We start from the raw sequence: 19,938 nt of genomic DNA, 5'->3' as shown, positions 1-19,938 counted from the left end.
ACCATATTCTCCTTATTCATATGCTTTCAGCGAAGAACAAGCGCCACATTTGGCACAGCCTGCCTGAGTATTTTCTGAGTTCAAGCTATGTTGTTTGAGTTGCAATCCGATTTTCGGGTAAAGCGACTGCATAAAGGCGTGATCAGGTTTAGGATGATGTTCTAATGGTGTGCCTTGAATTGGCACAAATGGCACCACAAATGGATACACCCCTATTTCAGTCAGTTTGGCAGTCATTTCCACGATTTCCGGTTCGGTGTCGCCCAATCCAGCCAAAATGTAGGTACTGACTTGTCCTCGGCCGAACACGGCAACGGCTGCCTCAAATGCTGAAAAATACTTTTCCAGCGATACTTCAGCTTTGCCCGGCATAATCTTTTGCCGTACACGCTCACTCACCGCCTCAAGGTGCATTCCAATTGATACAGCGCCTGCATCTTTTAAACGTTGAAACCATGCAAAATCATCGGGTGGCTCGCACTGTACCTGTATTGGTAAATCTACTTGTGCCTTAATCGCCTTGACCGAGTCACATAAGATTTTTGCTCCGCGATCTCCTGTATTTGGCGTACCTGTGGTGATCACCATTTGCTTGATACCATCCAGCTCAACGGCTGCTTTCGCTACCTCTGCCAATTGTTCCGGGCGTTTACGGATCAAGGTTCGACCCCCTATCAAAGACTGATCAATTGAGCAAAACTGGCACGCCGTTGCCTTGTCATTCATACGAATGCAATGCTGTAACACTGTCGTTGCCAACACATCATGGCTATGTAAGGTCGCAATTTGCTCATAGGCAATACCTTCGGCGGTTTTTAAATCATAAAATCGCGGTCGTGCAGGTATAGTTAAGGTTGCCACCGGGATCCGGTTTTTAAAGACAGTCACCTTGTCAGAGTTCAGATCAGGCTTTGCAGTATAGGGAGAGTCTTGTGCTGCAAGGTTCAGCACAGGAATCATCATGGTTTTTCCGTCAAGGCTCAGTGCCTTATGATCGCTTGGCCCTGCGCCACCTTTGCGGGATAAACCAAACTCGCCTTCCCATTTCAGACCATTACATTGCAAATCGGTCAGTAATTGTATTGCAGACATATTTACCCCCTATTACTTGGGTTTAATCAATATGGTTCAGATCTGGGTTTCATTAAATTTCGCGTGTTTTTCGAGATGATTTTGATCTGGTGTTTCAATTTTCAGTTCGTGCAATACATTTGTCGGACGGCGATCAATCAATAAGCTAAACAATTCAGGGCGACTGTAATGTCCCACTGAATCCATCATGCGTTTGCGTTTATCAATCAGGCTAAGATCCAAATCGGCAATGCAGTAACCTTCATCTTGCGTGAGCGGTTCAGCTAAGAACTTGCCTTCGGGAGAAACAATGGCGGTAAAACATCCCCCTGAAATTGGACCGATGTTACAGCCTGTATCCTGCATAATCTGCTGCTGCTGTTCAGGATGCAGCCATGCGGTGGCATTGACCACAAAACAGCCGGATTCTAACGCATGGTGTTGAATGGTTGCACTGATTTGATCGGCAAAAATTTGTCCTACCAACGAACCAGGAAACATGGACGCATGAATTTGCTCACCATCTGCCATCAAGGCAAAACGTGCCAACGGGTTGTAATGTTCCCAGCATGCCAGCGAACCAACACGCCCCACCGCAGAGTCAATGGCATGCAGGCCACTGCCATCACCTTGGCCCCAAACCATTCGCTCATGGTAAGTTGGCGTAATTTTGCGGCGATGCTGAATGATTGAACCATCGGCATCAAATAACAGCTGTGCGTTATAGATCGTACCGCCCGCACGTTCATTAATACCAATCGATACCACCATGTTGGCTTCAAGGCAGGCTTGACCAATCGCCAGAGTTGCTTCGGAAGGTACAACCACCGATTCATTCAACAACTTTAAATGCTCTTTTCCCATGGCAAATGGCGGTTGTACAAAGGAAAAATAAGGGTAATAAGGCACGACGGTTTCAGGAAAAACGGCAAATTGCACACCTTGTTTTCCAAGCTCTGAAATAATGTCACAGATTTTTTTTACCGTTGCGGCTTGGCTATAAAGCACAGGGCTACATTGCACTGCGGCAGCTTTAATGATTCGGTTCATGTCTTATTCCCCTTATGAGTTTGCGCTTACTTAAACAGTCCAAGTATCAATAATTAAGGCATTTTCACGACGCATCAGCAGTTTTAAATCCATCACATCCAATGGATTAATCGGGCGAATTCCCGGAATAAGTGCTTTCTCTGTTTGACCATACATTGCTTGCAACGCAAAACGACAGGCATAGACTTCGCCGCCTTCTTCCATAAAGGCTTTCAATTGGTTATTGACGGCCAAATGACCCGGAAAAGCCTCAGCCCCTAAAGTTGGAAAACCACGTTGAACACCCAATTGCACACCCGGGCCGTAAAGCAAGATTTTGGTTTCAAAGCCCTTACGCAATAAACGCTTTGCCTGTAACACATTGATCAGGCCAATTGATCCTTCAAATGCAACGGTATGGAAAGTCAACAATGCCTTTTCACCCGGCTGTGCTTTGACGTCCTCAAACACTTTTTCTTCGTAATCAACAAGAAAATCGCCATCTTTATATTGTTCGATATCAATTTTTGGCATAACAGCTCCTAGTTCAATGTTATTTTGGAATTAATCAATATGTCGTCTTCCTGTGTTATAGCGAAAGCTATGCCAAGTTATATTTCTGGGCAGGGGATTTGTGTTTATCTCATTGAAAAATATAATTAAAATTTATATAAAATATTTTTATTAATATAAATGGGACCGCTGGGATGTTATGATTTTCCGTAGTATTATGAATTTTTATAGTTTCAATTATGAAACTTCATAATATGAATATGAGGAATAATATGAATACAACTGATTTTATTTCGGATTGGGTAACTTCTGAAAACTCGATTCGCCCGTTGGTATTTGAACACACATCACAGGCATTAATTGTGTTAGATCCACATCAAAACCAGTTTATTGATGTGAATATCAGTGCCACTCGATTATTGCGTTATGAACGTCATGAAATTATTCAAAAAACAATAACTTCCGTTTTTGGTCATTTAAGCCAACTGCCACACCTGCTGGCATTTACCGAAGAAGCTTTGGAAAAAGATTGGGCTTGGAACAATGAGCTATGTTCCTTTGATAAACATGGTGAAAAAATCCAGTTAGATATCACTTCTATTTCATTGCCCTATAAAAACAAAACATTGTTGATATGGTCGCTGGTGGATGTCAGAGAGTTAGAACTGCGCCAACTTAAGAAAAATACCGATAAAGCCATCCGTACAGATTTAAAAGAATGGCAAGCCTTACAAGAATTGTTTATCGACTCCGACACAGGCAAGCATTTATTACTGAGTTCAGTCGGGGACGGTATTTACAGTATCAACAAGCAAGGCTTGTGCACCTTTATCAATCCTGCCGGGGCTAAAATGCTGGGGCTGCAACCTGAAGATGTGCTGAGTAATAATATTCATAAAATCCATCACCATACCCATGACAATGGCGATCATTACCCTGTTGAGGAGTGCCCGATTTACGCGGCAGTACATGACGGTATTGTGTATGAAGGTATTCAGGAAAATTTTTGGCGGCGTGACGGCAGTTACTTTCCAGTGGAATTTACCAGTACCCCAGTGATCCGTGACAGTGAAATTATCGGTGCAGTGGTGGTATTTCGCGATATTACCGATCGGCTGAATACCGAAAAACAACTGACCCATGCCCTTGAAGAACTGCAAGATTTAAAAAGCCGACTGGAACAGCAAAACGAATATTTGCAGGAGGAAATTTTACAAGAAAATAAATACCATGAAATTGTCGGTAATAGTGCATCTATTTTACAGATTATCGAAAAAATCAAGGTAGTCGCCTCAACGGATGCCAACGTGATGATTTATGGTGAATCCGGTACAGGCAAGGAACTGATTGCCCGCGCAATTCACCAATTCAGTCACCGTAAACAACAACCACTTATTCGGGTCAATTGTGCCGCGATTCCTTCGGAACTGTTTGAAAGTGAATTTTTCGGGCATGTCAAAGGTGCATTTACTGGGGCTGTGCGTGACCGTATCGGTCGTTTTGAATTGGCAGACCAAGGCACATTATTTTTAGATGAAATTGGCGATATTCAACCAGAGTTACAAAGTAAGCTACTGCGTGTATTGCAAGAAGGCACCTTTGAGCGGGTCGGCGAAGAAAAAACGCGGCATGTGAATGTGCGGATTATTGCCGCCACCAACCGTAATTTAAAAGAAGAGGTGAAATATAAACGCTTTCGTGAAGACCTGTATTTCCGTTTAAATGTATTTCCGATTCATTCCCCTGCCTTGCGTGACCGTAGGGAAGATATTCCGCTTTTGGTTACACATTTTACCAGACTGATTTGTGACAATCGTAAAATTAAGTATCTGCCATTTTCACAAAAGCATATTTTGGAGCTTCAGCAATATGACTGGCCCGGTAATATCCGTGAGTTGCAAAATGTCATCGAACGGGCGCTAATTACGGCAAGGCAAGGCGCTGTTTCCTTTAAATATTTGTTGGAACAAGATCAACAGCAACCTAAGATTCAGCGTCAGGATATTTACAATGAATATCAACAAACCGAAGGCGTTCTGACTATAGAACAATTCAAGGAGTTGGAAATTAAAAATCTTTCCCTTGCGGTTAAACAATGCAAAGGGAAAATTTTTGGTGATAACGGCGCAGCGAGATTGTTGGGAATAAACCCAACAACCTTGATCTCACGCTTAAAGAAATTAGGGATTGATTATTAAAAATCTCATCCAGAGGCAGGCTATTAGATGAATCTGTTTCCATTTCTTTCTGCACTTTGGATAACGTAGCATAAAAACTCAATTGTCCTTTGCGCAACATACAGACCCATAATAATGTCCATGTTTTGCGCGATCGGGGTTTATCACTAAGGACGCTGGATGGTGGGCGGCTCTATGGGATAACTATAAAGTAGAGGGAGTGGCATGGATGATTTACTGTTTCCGTTAGCCGGGATTACCTATGTATATGTACAGTAACTGACGGTGGTGTAAAAAAATAAAATTAAAGCTTGCTAAGTAAATAAAAATAGTGCTTAATAGCGCCATCGGTTTGGAAGTACAGACCTATTTATGTAAAGCAAGTTTAAAGTAGTTCACCTTTTAGCGCTATCTTCGATACCACTTCATTGCGAATTTCTTCTACTTAGTGCCCATAAGTAAAACAGAAAACAAACCTTACAACGCCTTATGGCAACTTAAAAAATTAAAGGAATTCAACATGTCTAATACAATGACTGGTACAGTTAAATGGTTCAACAGCGATAAAGGTTTTGGCTTTATCTCTCCAAAAGATGGAAGCAAAGATGTTTTTGTTCATTTTTCTGCAATTCAGAGCAATGATTATAAAACTTTAGATGAAGGCCAGGAAGTTTCTTTCTCAGTAGAAAGTGGCGCTAAAGGCCCATCAGCAACTAACGTGATTGCTTTATCTTAATCATTGCTGAACAGAATAAGACGATGACCTTATGATAGCGATGAAGGTGTAGGCCGGAGCACATAAGGTTATCATAGAAGCCTCGCAGAAATGCGAGGCTTTTTCGTATCTATCAGTAGTAGACTGAGAATTTGCAACTCGACTCCGGCAAAATTTACTGTAGTTCGATATACTGAAAGACTCAGGAAATATTCTAGGCTCCGCTTCGGCGTGGCCTTTTTTATTTTAGGGTACTAACTGTTTCTTCAAGTAAAATGTTGGTTGGGTTGCTGGGTTATATATTTTCAGCCCTGATCTGTATATCTTGATCTAAAACTAAAAAAAAGAATAAAATGGAGCAATATCACTAAGTTGGAATAAGGGAAATTATTATGATAAATCGAGATTTTGAACACTTAATGGAATTGCTTGATAGCTTCTTTTCTGATAAGGAGATTTGTAAAAAATTTCATATCATTGATGAAGGAAATATTACAGGCTGGGAAACTTGGCTTCAGGTTGAATTTTCATATATGCTTTCTAAAACAGATCATGAGTGGTGGAGAGAATATTCATTCAAGTATGATAATAGGAAAAATAAAGAAGGTAATTATTTAAAGCCTGATTTCCTTTTGAGAAAAAAAGGATGGACTACAGAGACATATTTGGCAGTAGAGTTCAAGCAAAATATCAGCCCTGTTTCATGTGTAAAAAATATGATTTCTGATTTAGATAAAGTGAGCAAAATTAGAAAATCTGAGATAGAACTAAGAAGTATTTGGGCTGTAGGTGTTACTAAAAATGTAGATCATGCTAAGTTGAATGGACTTGTAGATAAATATTTAAATGATAAAATTTATTATGCTAAAGATAAATCCAAACATATTCAATTAAAACAGATTGGTAAAACACCATTTCATTATATTATTATGTAAAAGTTTTAATTAATAACTAATTGTTTTTATAGAGTAATCTTACTATTTTTAATAGTAAGATTATCAGATCATATTTTTAAATTAACTCCTTTAAAATAATCAAAAATATGAGTAATCTGAATATTTACTGTCTGTTCACCATCTATAATAAGATCTGTACAGTTTTTAAGTCATTATCAACAAATAAATCACGCTATTCAGAGAGGTAAAATCGCTTCTCCTCCATCAGTTCACTTTTTGTAGCCTTATCATCTTGAAAAAGATGAAGTAACCGACGACAAGATGCCACATTCATCGATGTGTTGAGAGGAACGGCAATATTGATAAATTTTTCTGCCTGCATATGAAGCCTGCCCAGGGGGGCGTCGAATATAATAAAAATGGCGATCACTTTGTTTATAAATACCCAGCCCCTATAATTTATTGGCTGATTACTGCTGTCAGGGTAACTTAGCTATCTTGGCTTCTACGACAACACCAACAATATGCACTTTCTCATTGAGAGGTATCATATTGTATTGAGGATTCAGAGGCTTTAAATAGGCATCGTATCCTTCGGTAATTAATTGCTTAAAAGTCAGCTCTTTTTCTCCCTCAAGTTTTGCTATCACCAAGTTATTAGCCGTAGGCTTAACATCAGGGTCAATCAAAATGATCATACCTTGCTGTATGTTTAATTCATTCGATGATGCCATTGAATTACCTTTAACTTCCAGCCAGAAAGCATGGGGTGAACATTCAATAGAAGTTTCATACCATTGTTCAATATCGTTTCCAGGATATAGCGGTGCAGGTTCTTCACACCAACTACCTGCATTTGCCCAGTTCAGCAATGGATATTGTTTTTGAGGATGTTGATGGGCGGCAAGAGTAGGATCATCACCATAGATCACCTTCAGGAGTTTCCTGGCCTGTTGATCTAATGATGGACTGAAATCTGCAATGCGAACGCCCAATTTATTAGCGAAGTCGGCCGCTCTCTCCAAATTAAGGGCGTTTATACCATTGAGATAGTGTGAAACGGCGCTTTGAGTCATGCCAAGCTCGTCTGCGAATGCATCTTGAGAAGAGATACCGAGCTGCTTTTGCCTTGACACAAATATGCGCTTCAAACGTTTGGCATCTGCAAGTTGTTCTGTTGTTAGTTTCTTTTTCATAAGCCTATTTTAATACCAACGCTATTAAAATGATAAATACTAAAAGTATTGAAAAATTTAATACTTTGGATATTATTTCGAAGTAGACAGGAGAAAACGTATGGAAAAGATCTTATTATCAGAATATGTGAAGAAAAATGGCCAAGTGAAAGCAGCAAGTCTGGTCGGTGTTCATCAAACCGCCATAAGTAAAGCGTTGCGAGCAGGTCGTAAAATATTTTTGATCCGCCAGGAAGATGGCAGTTACAAAGCTGAAGAATGTCGGCCATTTCCCAGTCAGAAACAGGCTGTATAGAAGAATTAAAAAATATCAGGAGTATGATTAATCGGTATCTATTATTGAACAGACTTAATTATCTCATTGATTTTATTCTGATGTTTTTTGTGTATATTGTTCAGGAGAAGATATGGGTTCTAACATTTGTCATTATTTTAGAGCGATAGGGAGTATTCTTGACATTATGCCCGCAAATGATTATCGCGAGATCTTGGATTCTGATTTATCAGATAGAAATTCCTCGGAAAGTCAGGTGATTTCTCGTTGTTCTGAACCGCTTCCATCCCCTGATGTGTTGAAGAACTACGAGTCAATCCTGTCTGGTTGTGCAGAAAGAATATTGTCTTTCAGAGAAAAAGAGCAGCGTTTCCGGCATGATAATCAGAAAAAGGCACTTGATAGCATGATCACAAAGGATAAAAGGGGGCAGTGGATGGGATTTTCCATTGCGATGTTTATCTTAACCATAGCGACTGTCTTTGCGTTCAAGGGCGAAATGTTGTTTGCAGGAACGCTAATTACCATTGATCTGGTTGGGCTGGCAGCCGTGTTTGCCATAGGGCGTAAATCAAACATCAAATGACTCCGAAATAATAACGTAACTTATTGATATTATATGTAACTATGTTCATTTGCCATTTTTATATCCTCTCAATTTTATTTGAATATCTTCTTGTTGTTTTTATTTCATACCATAGAATTGACATGGTTTACATCGACAAGAATAAAAAGAATTTTGCATGGTAGGTTTAACTATCTATTTTAAATGAATTAGCATGTTATAGAGAATTTATATGGACATGAGAACTTTATGTGAACGTTATCAATCAGGAAAAAAGCTTAAATATCTTTTTTTCTGGGGGCATAAAAATAATCATACTGATTACATAACAAAATCCTGCCTAAGCCAGTGGTATCCAGCACCATTTATCGTTAATAACGTAAGTTATTCCAGTACTGAACATTATATGATGGCAGAAAAGGCGCGTTTATTTAATGATTCTGCAACACTGGAAAAAATTATCAATGCTAAAAACCCAGGTGCAGCGAAAGCGTATGGGCGCGAGGTTCGTGGGTTTAACCAATCGATTTGGGATGAACATCGATTGGCGATCGTGATTGACGGTAATCTGGCAAAATTTTCTCAAGATAATGCTTTGGCAGAGTTTTTATTGAATACGGGAGATAAAATACTGGTCGAAGCGAGTCCTGTTGATCGTATTTGGGGTATCGGGCTGGCAGAAGATTTTGCCAATATTGAGAATCCGTTGACGTGGAATGGTTTGAATTTATTAGGATTTGCCTTGATGGCTGTACGTGAAGAATTAAAAATATAAGACATAGATTAAATTTTAGCGCCTAAAAATCTAGGCGCTAAAATAGAATGGGAAGGGATAGACAATTTTATTCCCATTTAGTGGGAATGTTACTCACTAGGATAATGTCAATGACACAACGAACGATAAGTAGTAGCGACCTATTTTCTGGCAAAAAGATTATTATTGTGCATGGATATAGTGCCTCACCTTCATCACATTGGTTCCCTTGGTTAAAAGAAGTGCTTACTGAGCAAGGTGCGGAGGTTATGGTGCCTGCAATGCCTGAGTCATTGGCACCGATACCTGAAATGTGGGCCAAGATGTTGATTGATGTAATACCAAAGGCAGATGATGATACAATTTTTATTGGTCATAGCCTCGGTTGCGTCACGTTATTGCGGCATTTAGAGGTGATAAGTTCTACGGCTGACCGAATTGGAGGGTATATTTTAGTTTCTGGGTTTGATTCTCCGCTGGAGAGTTTGCCAAAATTAAACATTTTTACAGCCGAACCATTGAGCTATGCATTCTTGCGTGAAGTGACGGAACATCGTATTTCAATCATTTCTTCCAACGATTATATTGTTTCTCCGCAATCTTCTCACGCTCTGGCTAATTCATTGCAAACCAAAATCATTAATGTCGATAATGCTGGGCATTTTCTTGATAGAGAGGGCTTTACCCGTCTGTTACCTGTCTATGATGCTCTAAAAACCATCGTTTCAGGATGAAAATAAAGAGATGAAATCCTGCCAATGCCTCAGTTTATTTTATTTAATCTGAGGCATTGGCGCATCTGGTGTGTAAAGATATTAAATATAAAAGACCAATGATGTATTTTAAAAAACGATGGTTAATTATAAGGTTTGACTATCGTCAATAATGGGAACAATATAAAAACACGCATTTTAGTGACGTGATTTGATATTGATTGATTTAATTTGTGATTTACTGTTATTGATGTTTTTAAATAAATAATGTCAGTGTTGTGATAGATATTGTAGGTTTTGATTAAAGCGTTGTAACCTTGTATTTAGTATAAATATAAATATCTTATTTTAAGTATATCTATATCTGAATGTTTATATAGAGGTGAGAATATAAATTATATAAGGAATAAATTATGGCACCTGTCGATTTAACTTCTACTGCTAATCAAAGTCATGATGATTTAATTAACGTGAATTTTGACCATAAAGTAGGGAAATATTCTGCTAAGGATTTCAAATCTGACTGGGGTATTTCACCCTCAGCTTCGTCAGGTCTTAATCAAGGCCGTTTAAATATTGTTGTTGATCCTCAACATGATCGAAATAAAGTACTAGAGATAACTTATCTTGCTAATACCGTCAGTTCCAAAGCGGGAACATCCTTTGATGTGCCTCTGAAAGGTGCTCATCAGGCGTTATGGCTACAATATAAGGTGATGTTCAGTAAAGACTTTATGTGGGTCAAAGGTGGTAAGTTGCCGGGGCTGGCAGGTGGTGATCGCCCGTCAGGGTGCATAGATAATGGAGATTTTGATGGATTCAGTAGTCGTTTAATGTGGCGAGAGCGAGGGGAATTGAAGGGATATCTCTATTATCCTGAGAAAGAATCACGATGCGGTGATTATTTTAAATTTGATATCACGTTAAATAAAGGAGTCTGGTATACCTTAACCCAATACGTAAAACTGAATAGCATCGGCAAACATGATGGTATTTATATACAATATGTTAATGATAAAGAAGTATTTAAATTGAAGGATTTAAAATGGCGTAATGAAGGGAATATTTTTATCGATGCTATAAAATGGAGTTCATTTTTTGGTGGTTCAACGTTAGACTGGGCTCCTCCGGTAGAGCAATATGCTTATTTTGACAATTTTATTGTCAGTATAGAAAAACCGAATAGTATTAAATAGCTATTCTGATGAAATTAAAACTTAAGATTTTAAAATTAGCCAATTAATTCAAGAATATTCTTATAATGTACAAAAAATATTTATCTTTTTGCCCACACGCTCAGCGTGTGGGCTACTGGGTATTTTTACGGTGTGGCGAAAGGATTGATTTATCACCTATAGCGTTTAAACTGTCGGCCTTGAACGCACATTGAAGTATACAAGGTTATGTTATCTACTCATGAATATGCAAACGATCTTATTTTGTTTGCTTTGATTGTTGACTGTGGATCGTTCAGTAAAGCGGCAGAAAGCGCAAGTATCACTAGTTCAGTCATCAGTAAGCGTATTGGGCGTCTGGAAAAATCCCTTGGCGCGCGTCTTTTGTATCGTACTACACGTAGCCTTACATTGACTGAAAATGGGCGGGTGCTTTATCAACATGCCAAGGAAATAAGTAGCCGAATTCAAGATGCATTATATGTGGTAAGTGAGAAAAGTGATGAATTGACGGGAGTGATCCGTATGTCAGTACCCACAGTTTCAGGCGAATTGCTGCTGAGTGAAAAAGTTGCTGAGTTTTGTAGCTTGCATCCTAAATTGAAAGTTGAGATACGGTTAGAAAATCATTTCGCTGATTTGGTCAATGAAAGAATCGATCTGGCAATTCGTACTGGCACGATGCCGGATTCCAGTTTAATTGCCAGGCCTATCTTGAATTCGCGCTGGGTGATTGTATGTTCTCCCGGCTATCTGGAAATGTATCCGCAACCCAAATCCGCGGAAGATCTTCTTAATCATAGCTGTCTCACTTATACCCATCAGGAAAGCGGTACGGCCAACTGGTTGATGAAACAGCCTGATAGCCGGGATATCTACGAATTACAGGTAAATGGAAATTTTTCCTCAAATAATGCATTAGCAATCCGCAAAGCTGTATTGGGTGGGTTCGGTATTGCAATGGTTCCGCGTGTCATGGTGTATGAAGATTTGCAGACAGGAAAATTGGTGGAAATACTTAAGGGATATAGTGGAAAAGTTTTGGGTGTTTATGCTGTTTATCCTTATACCCGAAATTTACCTTTGAAAATCCGAATGTTGATTGAGCATATTATGATCTCTTACAAAAATATCAGTCATTATTTTTGATATTCCTCTCTGCTGATAACTAATATTCAGCAGAGATTATGTCATTTTTGGATATAGTCTATTGAAAATTCATGTCTAATTAGTGTGATGTAACCGCTTTTATTATTTCAATGATGCATGCATCCATATGATTTTTATGATATTTAATCATATCCGTATGACATGATAATTTCGCCGAAAATTTATATTATTCCTTATTGTTAAAAAATAGTGACGTAGGAGCTTAGGAAAGGTTGTGATTATAATGGCGTCGTTATGAAGAATTAACTTTTTAGCTACATTCTTTGCCTTATAAAAATAGTCACTATGAGGATTTTATGCCCTTATTTTTCAGCATTGCTCCGATTGTCCTGCTGATTTGGATGATGACCAAGCGTAACGGTATTCCATCCTATATGGCTCTGCCATTGACTGCGGTTATAGTTTATTTCACACAACTATTTTGGTTTGAATCTTCGTCATTATTGTTACATGCAAACATCATTACGGCTTTGGTTTCCGTTCTTACTCCTATTACCATTATCTTAGGCGCAATATTACTTAATAAACTGATGCAAATCAGCGGAGCCGAAGATGTTGTACGCAAATGGCTGGAAAATATCAGTCCCAACCCCGTCGCTCAGTTGATGATTATTGGTTGGGCTTTTGCTTTTATGATTGAAGGAGCCAGTGGTTTTGGTACACCAGCGGCGATTGCCGCTCCAATATTGGTTGGTTTGGGATTCAATCCCTTGCGTGTTGCTTTGCTGACTTTGGTAATGAATTCTGTACCCGTTTCTTTCGGCGCGGTGGGGACTCCCACATGGTTCGGTTTCGCCAACCTTGGCTTACCTGATGGCAATTTATTAGAAATTGGGCGCTTAAGTGCGTTGATTCACTTTGTCGCTGGCTTTGTCATTCCGTTACTGGCACTGCGGTTTATTGTGTCGTGGCAGGAAATTCGTGGAAACATCCTATTTATCTTCTTAAGTATTTTGAGCTGTACCACGCCTTATTTGTTATTAGCTCAGGTCAATTATGAGTTTCCTGCATTGATAGGCGGTGCGATTGGACTGGCTCTGTCAGTATTATTTGCTCGCTTGGGTATCGGAATAAAACGTTACGAGAAAAAAGGTACTGTTCGGGTTTTGCCTTTCAGCAAGATTATCAAGGCGATGATGCCAACCTTGTTATTAATTGTGATCCTGATAATTACCCGTATTCACCAATTAGGGATCAAGGGGCTATTGAACAATGCCGATATCCAGTGGCAATTGAATTTGGGATGGTTAGGTGAACTTAATGTCAGTAAATCTCTGATTATTAACTTACAACAAGTGTTGGGTACGTCAGCTTCTGCCAGCTACAAAATATTATATGCACCGGCAATTATCCCGTTCCTGTTGGTTGTGCTGTTGTGCATCCCACTTTTTCAGCTGAACCGCTATCAGGTAAAACAGATGTTCTGTGAAACAGGATCACGGATTTTCAAGCCATTCATTGCGCTGTTTGGTGCATTAGTGATGGTCAACATCATGATGTTGGGCGGAGAAAATGCACCAGTGATTATCATTGGTAAGGCATTGGCCGTAATGACGGGGGAAAGTTGGCTCCTGTTCTCTTCGTTCCTTGGGGCGCTCGGCTCATTCTTTTCGGGATCCAATACCGTTTCTAACCTGACATTCGGCGGAATTCAGTATTCCATCGCCCTGAACGGCGGAATGAATGCCAATTTGATGCTGGCGCTCCAATCTGTTGGTGGTGCTATGGGCAATATGATTTGTCTGAACAATATTATTGCTGTCTGCTCTATTTTGGGTATCGCCAATGCAGAGGGACAAATCATGAAAAAAACCATTTTACCCATGCTGGTTTATGGGGCCATCGCGGCTGTTATGGCCCTGATTCTGACATTCTAAAAATGCGCAAATAAGTTCTCAACATTAAGGTACATATTATGATTATTTCCGCTTCAACTGATTATCGGGCAGCAGCACAGGCCAAATTACCGCCTTTTCTGTTTCACTATATCGATGGCGGAGCTTATGCAGAGCATACCCTTAAACGTAATACCGAAGATTTATCTAGCATTGAGTTGCGCCAGCGTGTATTGAAAAATATGTCTGAACTGAACCTGGAAACCCGTTTATTTGGGGAAAAAATGGCAATGCCCGTGGCGTTGGCTCCTGTGGGTTTGTCCGGTATGTATGCACGTCGTGGTGAAGTGCAGGCAGCACGGGCTGCAGCCAAAAAGGGAATTCCGTTTACTTTATCTACTGTATCGGTATGCCCGATTGAAGAAGTAGCTTCAGCTATTGACCGTCCAATATGGTTTCAGCTTTATGTACTGAAAGATCGTGGTTTTATGCGCAATGTACTGGAGAGGGCACAGGCGGCGGGAGTTAAAAATCTGGTGTTTACCGTTGATATGCCGATTCCTGGAGCGCGCTATCGTGATGCACATTCTGGCATGAGTGGCCCGAATACTTCCATGAGACAAATCTTGCAAGCGATGACTCATCCTCAATGGGCATGGGATGTGGGGCTAATGGGCAAGCCGCATGATCTCGGCAATATTTCCGCGTACCGTGGTATACCAACCAAGCTAAAAGATTACATTGGCTGGTTGGGAAATAATTTTGATCCGTCAATATCCTGGAAAGACTTGGAATGGATCCGCGATTTCTGGAAAGGGCCAATGATTCTCAAAGGTATTCTTGATCCAGAAGATGCCAAAGATGCTGTGCGTTTTGGTGCTGATGGGATTGTGGTTTCCAACCATGGGGGACGCCAGCTTGATGGTGTTTTATCGACGGCGCGTGCTTTGCCAGCGATTGCAGATGCTGTCAAGAATGACATCACCATTCTGACTGATTCTGGTATCCGTACTGGATTAGATGTGGTGAGAATGCTCGCTTTGGGAGCGGATAGTGTCTTGTTGGGGCGCGCTTTTGTTTACGCGCTGGCAGCAGCAGGGGAAGCCGGTGTTTCCAATCTGCTGGATCTGATTGATAAAGAGATGCGAGTAGCAATGACATTGACAGGTGCGAAGTCAATTGCAGAGATCAATTCAAATTTGCTGGTAGGCAAGCAAGGTTAATCAATTGTAGCTGTTGTTTATGGTCAGCAGAGGTTATTCTGCTGACCGACACTCAATTAGATTCCGATGGGACGATACCCCTGCCATTCCGGTTTATCAGGCTGACCGTCAGGATTTTCAACTAAATGGATGTAATAGCTATTCACTGACCCCAAAAGCAAGCAGTCATCAACATCTTTCAGGTTATCTTTATGCAGTTGGCCGTAACCAGCAAGTAAGCTTTCTTTGGCTTTTTGTTTAGCTTCTTCAACTGTGCGGGCTACAAAGAACCCGAACTCATGGGCTTCTGCCAGTGAATCTTTTTGGTAGCCTCCAACGTTGACGAAATAAAGCTGCATTTCTCCAGGATATTCATCATGACTGAGCATAATATCGTAACCGTCAGCCCATGTGATGGGCATATAACCATCCAGATGCAGTTTATCTTTATCGCCAAACCAGACCTCACGTAATACAGGATAGGCTTTTTCGACCTGATCCACTGCAACAAATTGGACATCGTGAACTTCGATATTGGATTTTCCGGCATTGCCACCCAGATAAAACATATATAACCGAGTCATATTATCTCTTATGTTATAATTTTATAATGTCATTGTTTGTAACAAGTGGAGAATTACTGGTCTTCAAGCAATATTTGCCCATGGGAAAAGAGTTTTGCTTTTCCAGTCAAATAAACGCGATTGCCGTCTGTTTTACATAATATATCGCCTCCTCGTTCGGAGAGTTGACGTGCATGGAGTGTTGATTTATTGAGCCTTTCTCCCCAGAAGGGCGTGAGAACACAGTGGGTTGAACCCGTCACGGGATCTTCATTGACACCTTTTGCTGGAGCAAAATAACGTGAAACAAAATCAACAGGTGACTCACCGGGAGCGGTAATGGTAAGCCCAGCTAAGGGAAGAGCTGCGATTTTATTAAAGTCAGGTTGGGTATTGAGAACTTGAGATCAGCAGAATCCATCACGCAAATATAGCGATCATGTGAGGCGAACACTTCGTTGATATTTTGCCCCAGAGCGTCCTGCATAATAGAGACGAGCGTTTTTTCTTCATGACAATCAGTAGCGGCAAAATCCAATGTGAAAATACCCTCTTGATGAGATACACGAAGCTCACCGGAAAGGCTTGTGAACGTGATCGGGTTATCTTGGCAAGATTGGTGTTCTATGAGGACGAAAGCGGTTGCCAGCGTCCCATGCCCACATAAATTCACTTCGACTTTAGGTGTAAACCAACGTAGTTGATTTCCTACCAGAAAGGCTGTCTCTGAAAGATTAATTTCTGCGGCAATGGCAATCAACGCTTCATCTGTCAGCCATTTATCCAGCAAAACAACAGCGGCAGGGTTGCCAGAAAAGGATTTTTCCGTGAAAGCATCGACATGATAAATAGGGTATGAAGGCATCAAAATCTCACTTTATTCTAATAAAAAATCGGACTCAGCATGTTGAAGTTACTTTTGTTTGTAAAGGGTTATTTTTTCCGAACATAGATCTACCTATAACGGGGTGTTGACCTGAGCCCATAATGGCTATTAAATAATAATTTTTAGTTATAGTTACATTAGGGGAATATATGAAAATCAAAGGAGTTTCTTGCTTGTTTTTTATTTTATCAATGGGCTGTACCCAAGCGTTGGCGCTGGATTTTAGCTACAAAAGTGAGATGCCTACTGATAACAAACCTTCAGAGGAGTATCTGAAAAAAAGAGCGGGGTTAGACTCCAAATATTGGAATGTTGATACGCTGACACAGGATAACGTGCTGGCGGAAAAACGAGAGGAAGAGATGAAACAGTACAACAAAAAATTCGAGAATAAAAATGGAATCGGACTTTCTTATGATTGGGAGAGTAAAAACCTAAAATCCTTTCAACATATGCAACAAACGAGTCATCTCTCCAATCGCCGCTGTTATCGAGCTACTCGACAGAAATTAGAAAAAGACTTTGGAAATAGCTATTCTTATTCAGATATTGCTGATACTTGTGGTTCTTTTCACTGAGCCAGTGACGGGCGGCGGATGATACGATAGTGTTTAGCTAACTGTGGACACCGGAAGAGTGCGAAAGGAGTCGCATATAAAAACTAAAGCCATCTCAGCATAATGGAGATGGCTTGGGTATATCTATTTCCCTACTCAATTAATTGCGGCTTTTGTCATAATTAAGATTTCGTTTCCGCTTGGTGAAGATTGCTCATTAAACGGCGAATCGGGATGATTAAAACAAGCAGAACAGCAGAACAGATAATCAACGATAGTGAAACATTGGAAAACAATTCTGGCAGGCTATCAAGTTTATCTGCGCGCACGTTACCACCAATCAGGCCAGCAGCCAGATTTCCCAGTGCGCTGGCACAGAACCATAATCCCATTACCTGTCCACGCATGCGGGAAGGTGCCAGTACGGTCATGGTTGCCAGTCCGATTGGACTGAGGCAAAGTTCACCCAGTGTCAGCAAAAGAATACTAAAAATCAGCCATAGAGGGGAAACCGTCCCCCCAGTTGCCAGTACGTACTGTGATGCAAGCATCATGATGCCAAAACCACCCGCCGCAAACAGCATAGCAATCATAAAATTACCGATACTGCTTGGGTTCATATTACGTTTTGCCAGCATAGGCCACAGCCAGCTAAATAGCGGTGCCAGCAGAATAATGTACAGAGGATTAATCGACTGGAACCAGACGGCCGGAATTTCATAACCCAGTACTATACGGTCAGTGTAGTCTTTGGCGAATAAGTTAAATGAAGTTGGTTTTTGCTCAAATGCTGACCAGAATAGAGCGGCTGAAACCAGCAGGATAAAACAAATGAACAAGCGGGTTTTCTCATTGCGGTCTAACCCTGCAAATAGGAATAAATAGGCAAAATAGAGGATAACGCTTAATGAGATAATATACACCAGCACATTGGCAACCATCACTGGGTTAAAGGGAATAACGCCCATAGCTACTATTGCAACAATCGCACAGATAACGACTAAGAGTGCGCCGATCCATTTACCAACGTTTTTGCGTTTTACCATTGGATGATCCCAACTGGAATCCAGACCCGCTTCTTTATCATAACGGCGCATTAGTGGGACAGTGTAAAAGCGGAAAATCAGCAGGGCGACTAACATACCTAATCCACCAACACCAAAGCCCCAGTGCCAGCCGTAATCCTTCACCAGCCAACCTGTAATTAATGCAGCGATCAAGGAACCCAGATTGATGCCCATATAAAACAGGGAGAAACCACCATCACGACGGGGATCATCTTTTTTGTACAGAGTTCCTACCATGACTGTCACACAGGTCTTGAACAGGCCAGTACCAATAGTAATGAGTAGCAGCCCGATAAAGAACAGATTATTGTTCCAGATCCCCGATAATGCGATGGACAGGTGCCCTAATGCGATAATAATCGAGCCATACCAGACTGCAAGTCGTTGACCTAACCAGTTGTCGGCTAACCAGCCGCCTGGGAGTGATGTCAGGTAAATACTGCCGGCAAAAATTCCGACAATGGCTGATGCCTGCTCACGAGGGATACCCATTCCCCCTTCAAAAATTGCCGCAGACATGAATAAAATCAGAAGGGGGCGAATGCCATAAAATGAAAAACGTTCCCACATTTCTGTCATAAAAAGGGCACTTAGTGGATAAGGATGCCCAAAAAAGGTTCTATGATTTCCATTCTTATTTGAAGATTGCATTGAATAATTCTTCCCAGAAACCCATCTTTGTGATGGAGATATTTTACAAGTTAAAATAAAAATCACTTTATAATCACGAGGAACGAAATTATTAACATGTTTTTATAAAGTTGATTACTTAATTGTTGGTATAGTTTTAACATGTTCTCTGCTTTTTTCATTGGCAAGCAACACATTTTCTATTTCATATTCCATTTTTTAGAACGAAAGTCGATAAGAATCGCATTTTTAGAATTTAATAGAGGTGGTGTGATATGCAGCTATTGACTTGTGGTTTTTTTTATCGGCTATGATATTTTTTATAAAATGAATTATAAAACAATATGTTACTTGATGATGATTTCGGAGTGAATATGCTTCTGCGTTAGCAAGAAAGAATAAAAATTAATCGTGACAAGGTAACATAAGGGCGGTTTATTTCTTTTTATGTGGTTTACAGTCACTGTGGGAATGTAAATCAATCGAAGAATAAATAGGATTAAAAAAACACCACGTTGGCGGTGAAAAAAAACACAAAATATAGGTTGGAAATGGTTGCAACAAATGCTTTTATTAACATTTTTGTAATATTTACCATATCGCAACATGATGGATTATAACTGAAAATACGGCTTGTCACCTGATATGAGCAATAAGAAATGAGTATTAAATGAAAAAAGATTTCGTTTTCAATAACAGATAGGTGAAAACATTGTCGTTTTGGTGTACTTCGGTTTGTATCTCGTAAAGAGAGAAAAATCATGGCTGCCATTCGATGAAATGGCAGCCGAATAACGTTAGTTAGTTGTAACGGCTCGCAATCGAAAACGGTCGGGCTTGCATTTATCCGCTTTTTTAGCCCACATTAATTGCAAATGAAAATACCTTCCTGCTCATATTAACTGCAAATGAGCTTGCATTTATCTTTTTCGGCTCGCATTTCATTTCGA

At 40.2% G+C, this 19,938-nt stretch carries 18 protein-coding genes and 1 pseudogene; 12 read left to right on the top strand and 7 right to left on the bottom strand.

Features of this window, described 5'->3' with window-relative positions:
- Window positions 1–12: 12 nt before the first annotated feature.
- From NXS07_RS10370 to NXS07_RS10360, 3 genes are read right to left on the bottom strand one after another with little or no spacing between them, the layout of a single operon-like run.
- The gene (locus NXS07_RS10370; protein ID WP_258086702.1) at window positions 13–1,092 is read right to left on the bottom strand and encodes an MSMEG_0568 family radical SAM protein; all 1,080 of its coding nucleotides are present in this window, start codon (window positions 1,090–1,092) and stop codon (window positions 13–15) included.
- A 36-nt stretch (window positions 1,093–1,128) separates the two neighbouring features.
- Window positions 1,129–2,121: a Nit6803 family nitrilase gene (locus NXS07_RS10365; RefSeq protein WP_046336933.1), complete on the bottom strand. Its 993-nt coding sequence runs from the start codon at window positions 2,119–2,121 to the stop codon at window positions 1,129–1,131.
- Between the two features lie 30 nt (window positions 2,122–2,151).
- Window positions 2,152–2,634 (bottom strand): MSMEG_0572/Sll0783 family nitrogen starvation response protein, encoded by a 483-nt coding sequence (locus tag NXS07_RS10360; RefSeq protein ID WP_038181218.1) that lies wholly within the window; start codon window positions 2,632–2,634, stop codon window positions 2,152–2,154.
- A 251-nt stretch (window positions 2,635–2,885) separates the two neighbouring features.
- On the opposite strand from NXS07_RS10360, the gene NXS07_RS10355 reads away from it, so the two are divergent.
- The 3 genes from NXS07_RS10355 (at window position 2,886) to NXS07_RS10345 (ending at window position 6,440) form a co-directional block, all read left to right on the top strand.
- Window positions 2,886–4,811 carry a sigma 54-interacting transcriptional regulator gene (locus tag NXS07_RS10355; protein ID WP_258086701.1) on the top strand — a complete coding sequence of 642 codons (1,926 nt, stop codon included), beginning with the start codon at window positions 2,886–2,888 and terminating at the stop codon, window positions 4,809–4,811.
- A 499-nt stretch (window positions 4,812–5,310) separates the two neighbouring features.
- On the top strand, window positions 5,311–5,526 hold the full coding sequence (gene cspE, locus NXS07_RS10350; protein WP_012987298.1) for a transcription antiterminator/RNA stability regulator CspE: 216 nt from the start codon (window positions 5,311–5,313) through the stop codon (window positions 5,524–5,526).
- Between the two features lie 371 nt (window positions 5,527–5,897).
- Window positions 5,898–6,440: a hypothetical protein gene (locus NXS07_RS10345; protein WP_038209454.1), complete on the top strand. Its 543-nt coding sequence runs from the start codon at window positions 5,898–5,900 to the stop codon at window positions 6,438–6,440.
- Window positions 6,441–6,880: 440 nt separating this feature from the next.
- Here the strand turns inward: NXS07_RS10345 and NXS07_RS10340 are convergent, their stop codons facing one another.
- Window positions 6,881–7,597: a LexA family protein gene (locus NXS07_RS10340; RefSeq protein WP_038209463.1), complete on the bottom strand. Its 717-nt coding sequence runs from the start codon at window positions 7,595–7,597 to the stop codon at window positions 6,881–6,883.
- A gap of 100 nt (window positions 7,598–7,697) precedes the next feature.
- On the opposite strand from NXS07_RS10340, the gene NXS07_RS10335 reads away from it, so the two are divergent.
- From NXS07_RS10335 to lldD, 8 genes are all read left to right on the top strand, one after another.
- A complete protein-coding gene (locus NXS07_RS10335) occupies window positions 7,698–7,892 on the top strand; it encodes a Cro/CI family transcriptional regulator (protein ID WP_038181229.1) in 195 nt (64 codons plus the stop codon).
- A gap of 112 nt (window positions 7,893–8,004) precedes the next feature.
- Window positions 8,005–8,457, top strand: a complete 453-nt coding sequence (locus NXS07_RS10330) for a DUF2335 domain-containing protein (protein WP_038181232.1) — start codon at window positions 8,005–8,007, stop codon at window positions 8,455–8,457.
- A 211-nt stretch (window positions 8,458–8,668) separates the two neighbouring features.
- The gene (ybiA, locus tag NXS07_RS10325; RefSeq protein ID WP_308686602.1) at window positions 8,669–9,211 is read left to right on the top strand and encodes a riboflavin biosynthesis intermediates N-glycosidase; all 543 of its coding nucleotides are present in this window, start codon (window positions 8,669–8,671) and stop codon (window positions 9,209–9,211) included.
- A 110-nt stretch (window positions 9,212–9,321) separates the two neighbouring features.
- Window positions 9,322–9,924 carry an RBBP9/YdeN family alpha/beta hydrolase gene (locus NXS07_RS10320; protein ID WP_046336932.1) on the top strand — a complete coding sequence of 201 codons (603 nt, stop codon included), beginning with the start codon at window positions 9,322–9,324 and terminating at the stop codon, window positions 9,922–9,924.
- 392 nt (window positions 9,925–10,316) lie between these two features.
- Window positions 10,317–11,099, top strand: coding sequence for a polysaccharide lyase (locus tag NXS07_RS10315; protein WP_258086699.1), 783 nt, complete (start codon window positions 10,317–10,319; stop codon window positions 11,097–11,099).
- Between the two features lie 207 nt (window positions 11,100–11,306).
- On the top strand, window positions 11,307–12,227 hold the full coding sequence (locus NXS07_RS10310; RefSeq protein ID WP_258086698.1) for a LysR family transcriptional regulator: 921 nt from the start codon (window positions 11,307–11,309) through the stop codon (window positions 12,225–12,227).
- A gap of 317 nt (window positions 12,228–12,544) precedes the next feature.
- A complete protein-coding gene (locus tag NXS07_RS10305; protein WP_258086697.1) occupies window positions 12,545–14,125 on the top strand; it encodes an L-lactate permease in 1,581 nt (526 codons plus the stop codon).
- 38 nt (window positions 14,126–14,163) lie between these two features.
- Window positions 14,164–15,306: an FMN-dependent L-lactate dehydrogenase LldD gene (gene lldD / locus NXS07_RS10300; RefSeq protein WP_038209467.1), complete on the top strand. Its 1,143-nt coding sequence runs from the start codon at window positions 14,164–14,166 to the stop codon at window positions 15,304–15,306.
- A 56-nt stretch (window positions 15,307–15,362) separates the two neighbouring features.
- On the opposite strand, the gene NXS07_RS10295 is transcribed toward lldD, so the two are convergent.
- Together NXS07_RS10295 and NXS07_RS10290 are read right to left on the bottom strand one after the other, a co-directional pair.
- Window positions 15,363–15,869: a DUF1543 domain-containing protein gene (locus tag NXS07_RS10295; RefSeq protein ID WP_038197145.1), complete on the bottom strand. Its 507-nt coding sequence runs from the start codon at window positions 15,867–15,869 to the stop codon at window positions 15,363–15,365.
- 53 nt (window positions 15,870–15,922) lie between these two features.
- Window positions 15,923–16,713, bottom strand: a pseudogene (locus NXS07_RS10290) (PhzF family phenazine biosynthesis protein).
- A 170-nt stretch (window positions 16,714–16,883) separates the two neighbouring features.
- Here NXS07_RS10290 and NXS07_RS10285 point away from each other — a divergent pair.
- The gene (locus NXS07_RS10285; RefSeq protein ID WP_038209474.1) at window positions 16,884–17,312 is read left to right on the top strand and encodes a hypothetical protein; all 429 of its coding nucleotides are present in this window, start codon (window positions 16,884–16,886) and stop codon (window positions 17,310–17,312) included.
- 161 nt (window positions 17,313–17,473) lie between these two features.
- On the opposite strand, the gene NXS07_RS10280 is transcribed toward NXS07_RS10285, so the two are convergent.
- A complete protein-coding gene (locus NXS07_RS10280) occupies window positions 17,474–19,009 on the bottom strand; it encodes a peptide MFS transporter (protein ID WP_258086696.1) in 1,536 nt (511 codons plus the stop codon).
- Window positions 19,010–19,938 lie beyond the last annotated feature (929 nt).

Source organism: Xenorhabdus bovienii, assembly GCF_024721015.1.
Taxonomy (GTDB): domain Bacteria; phylum Pseudomonadota; class Gammaproteobacteria; order Enterobacterales; family Enterobacteriaceae; genus Xenorhabdus; species Xenorhabdus bovienii.
This window is presented reverse-complemented; position numbering and strand designations above follow the sequence as displayed.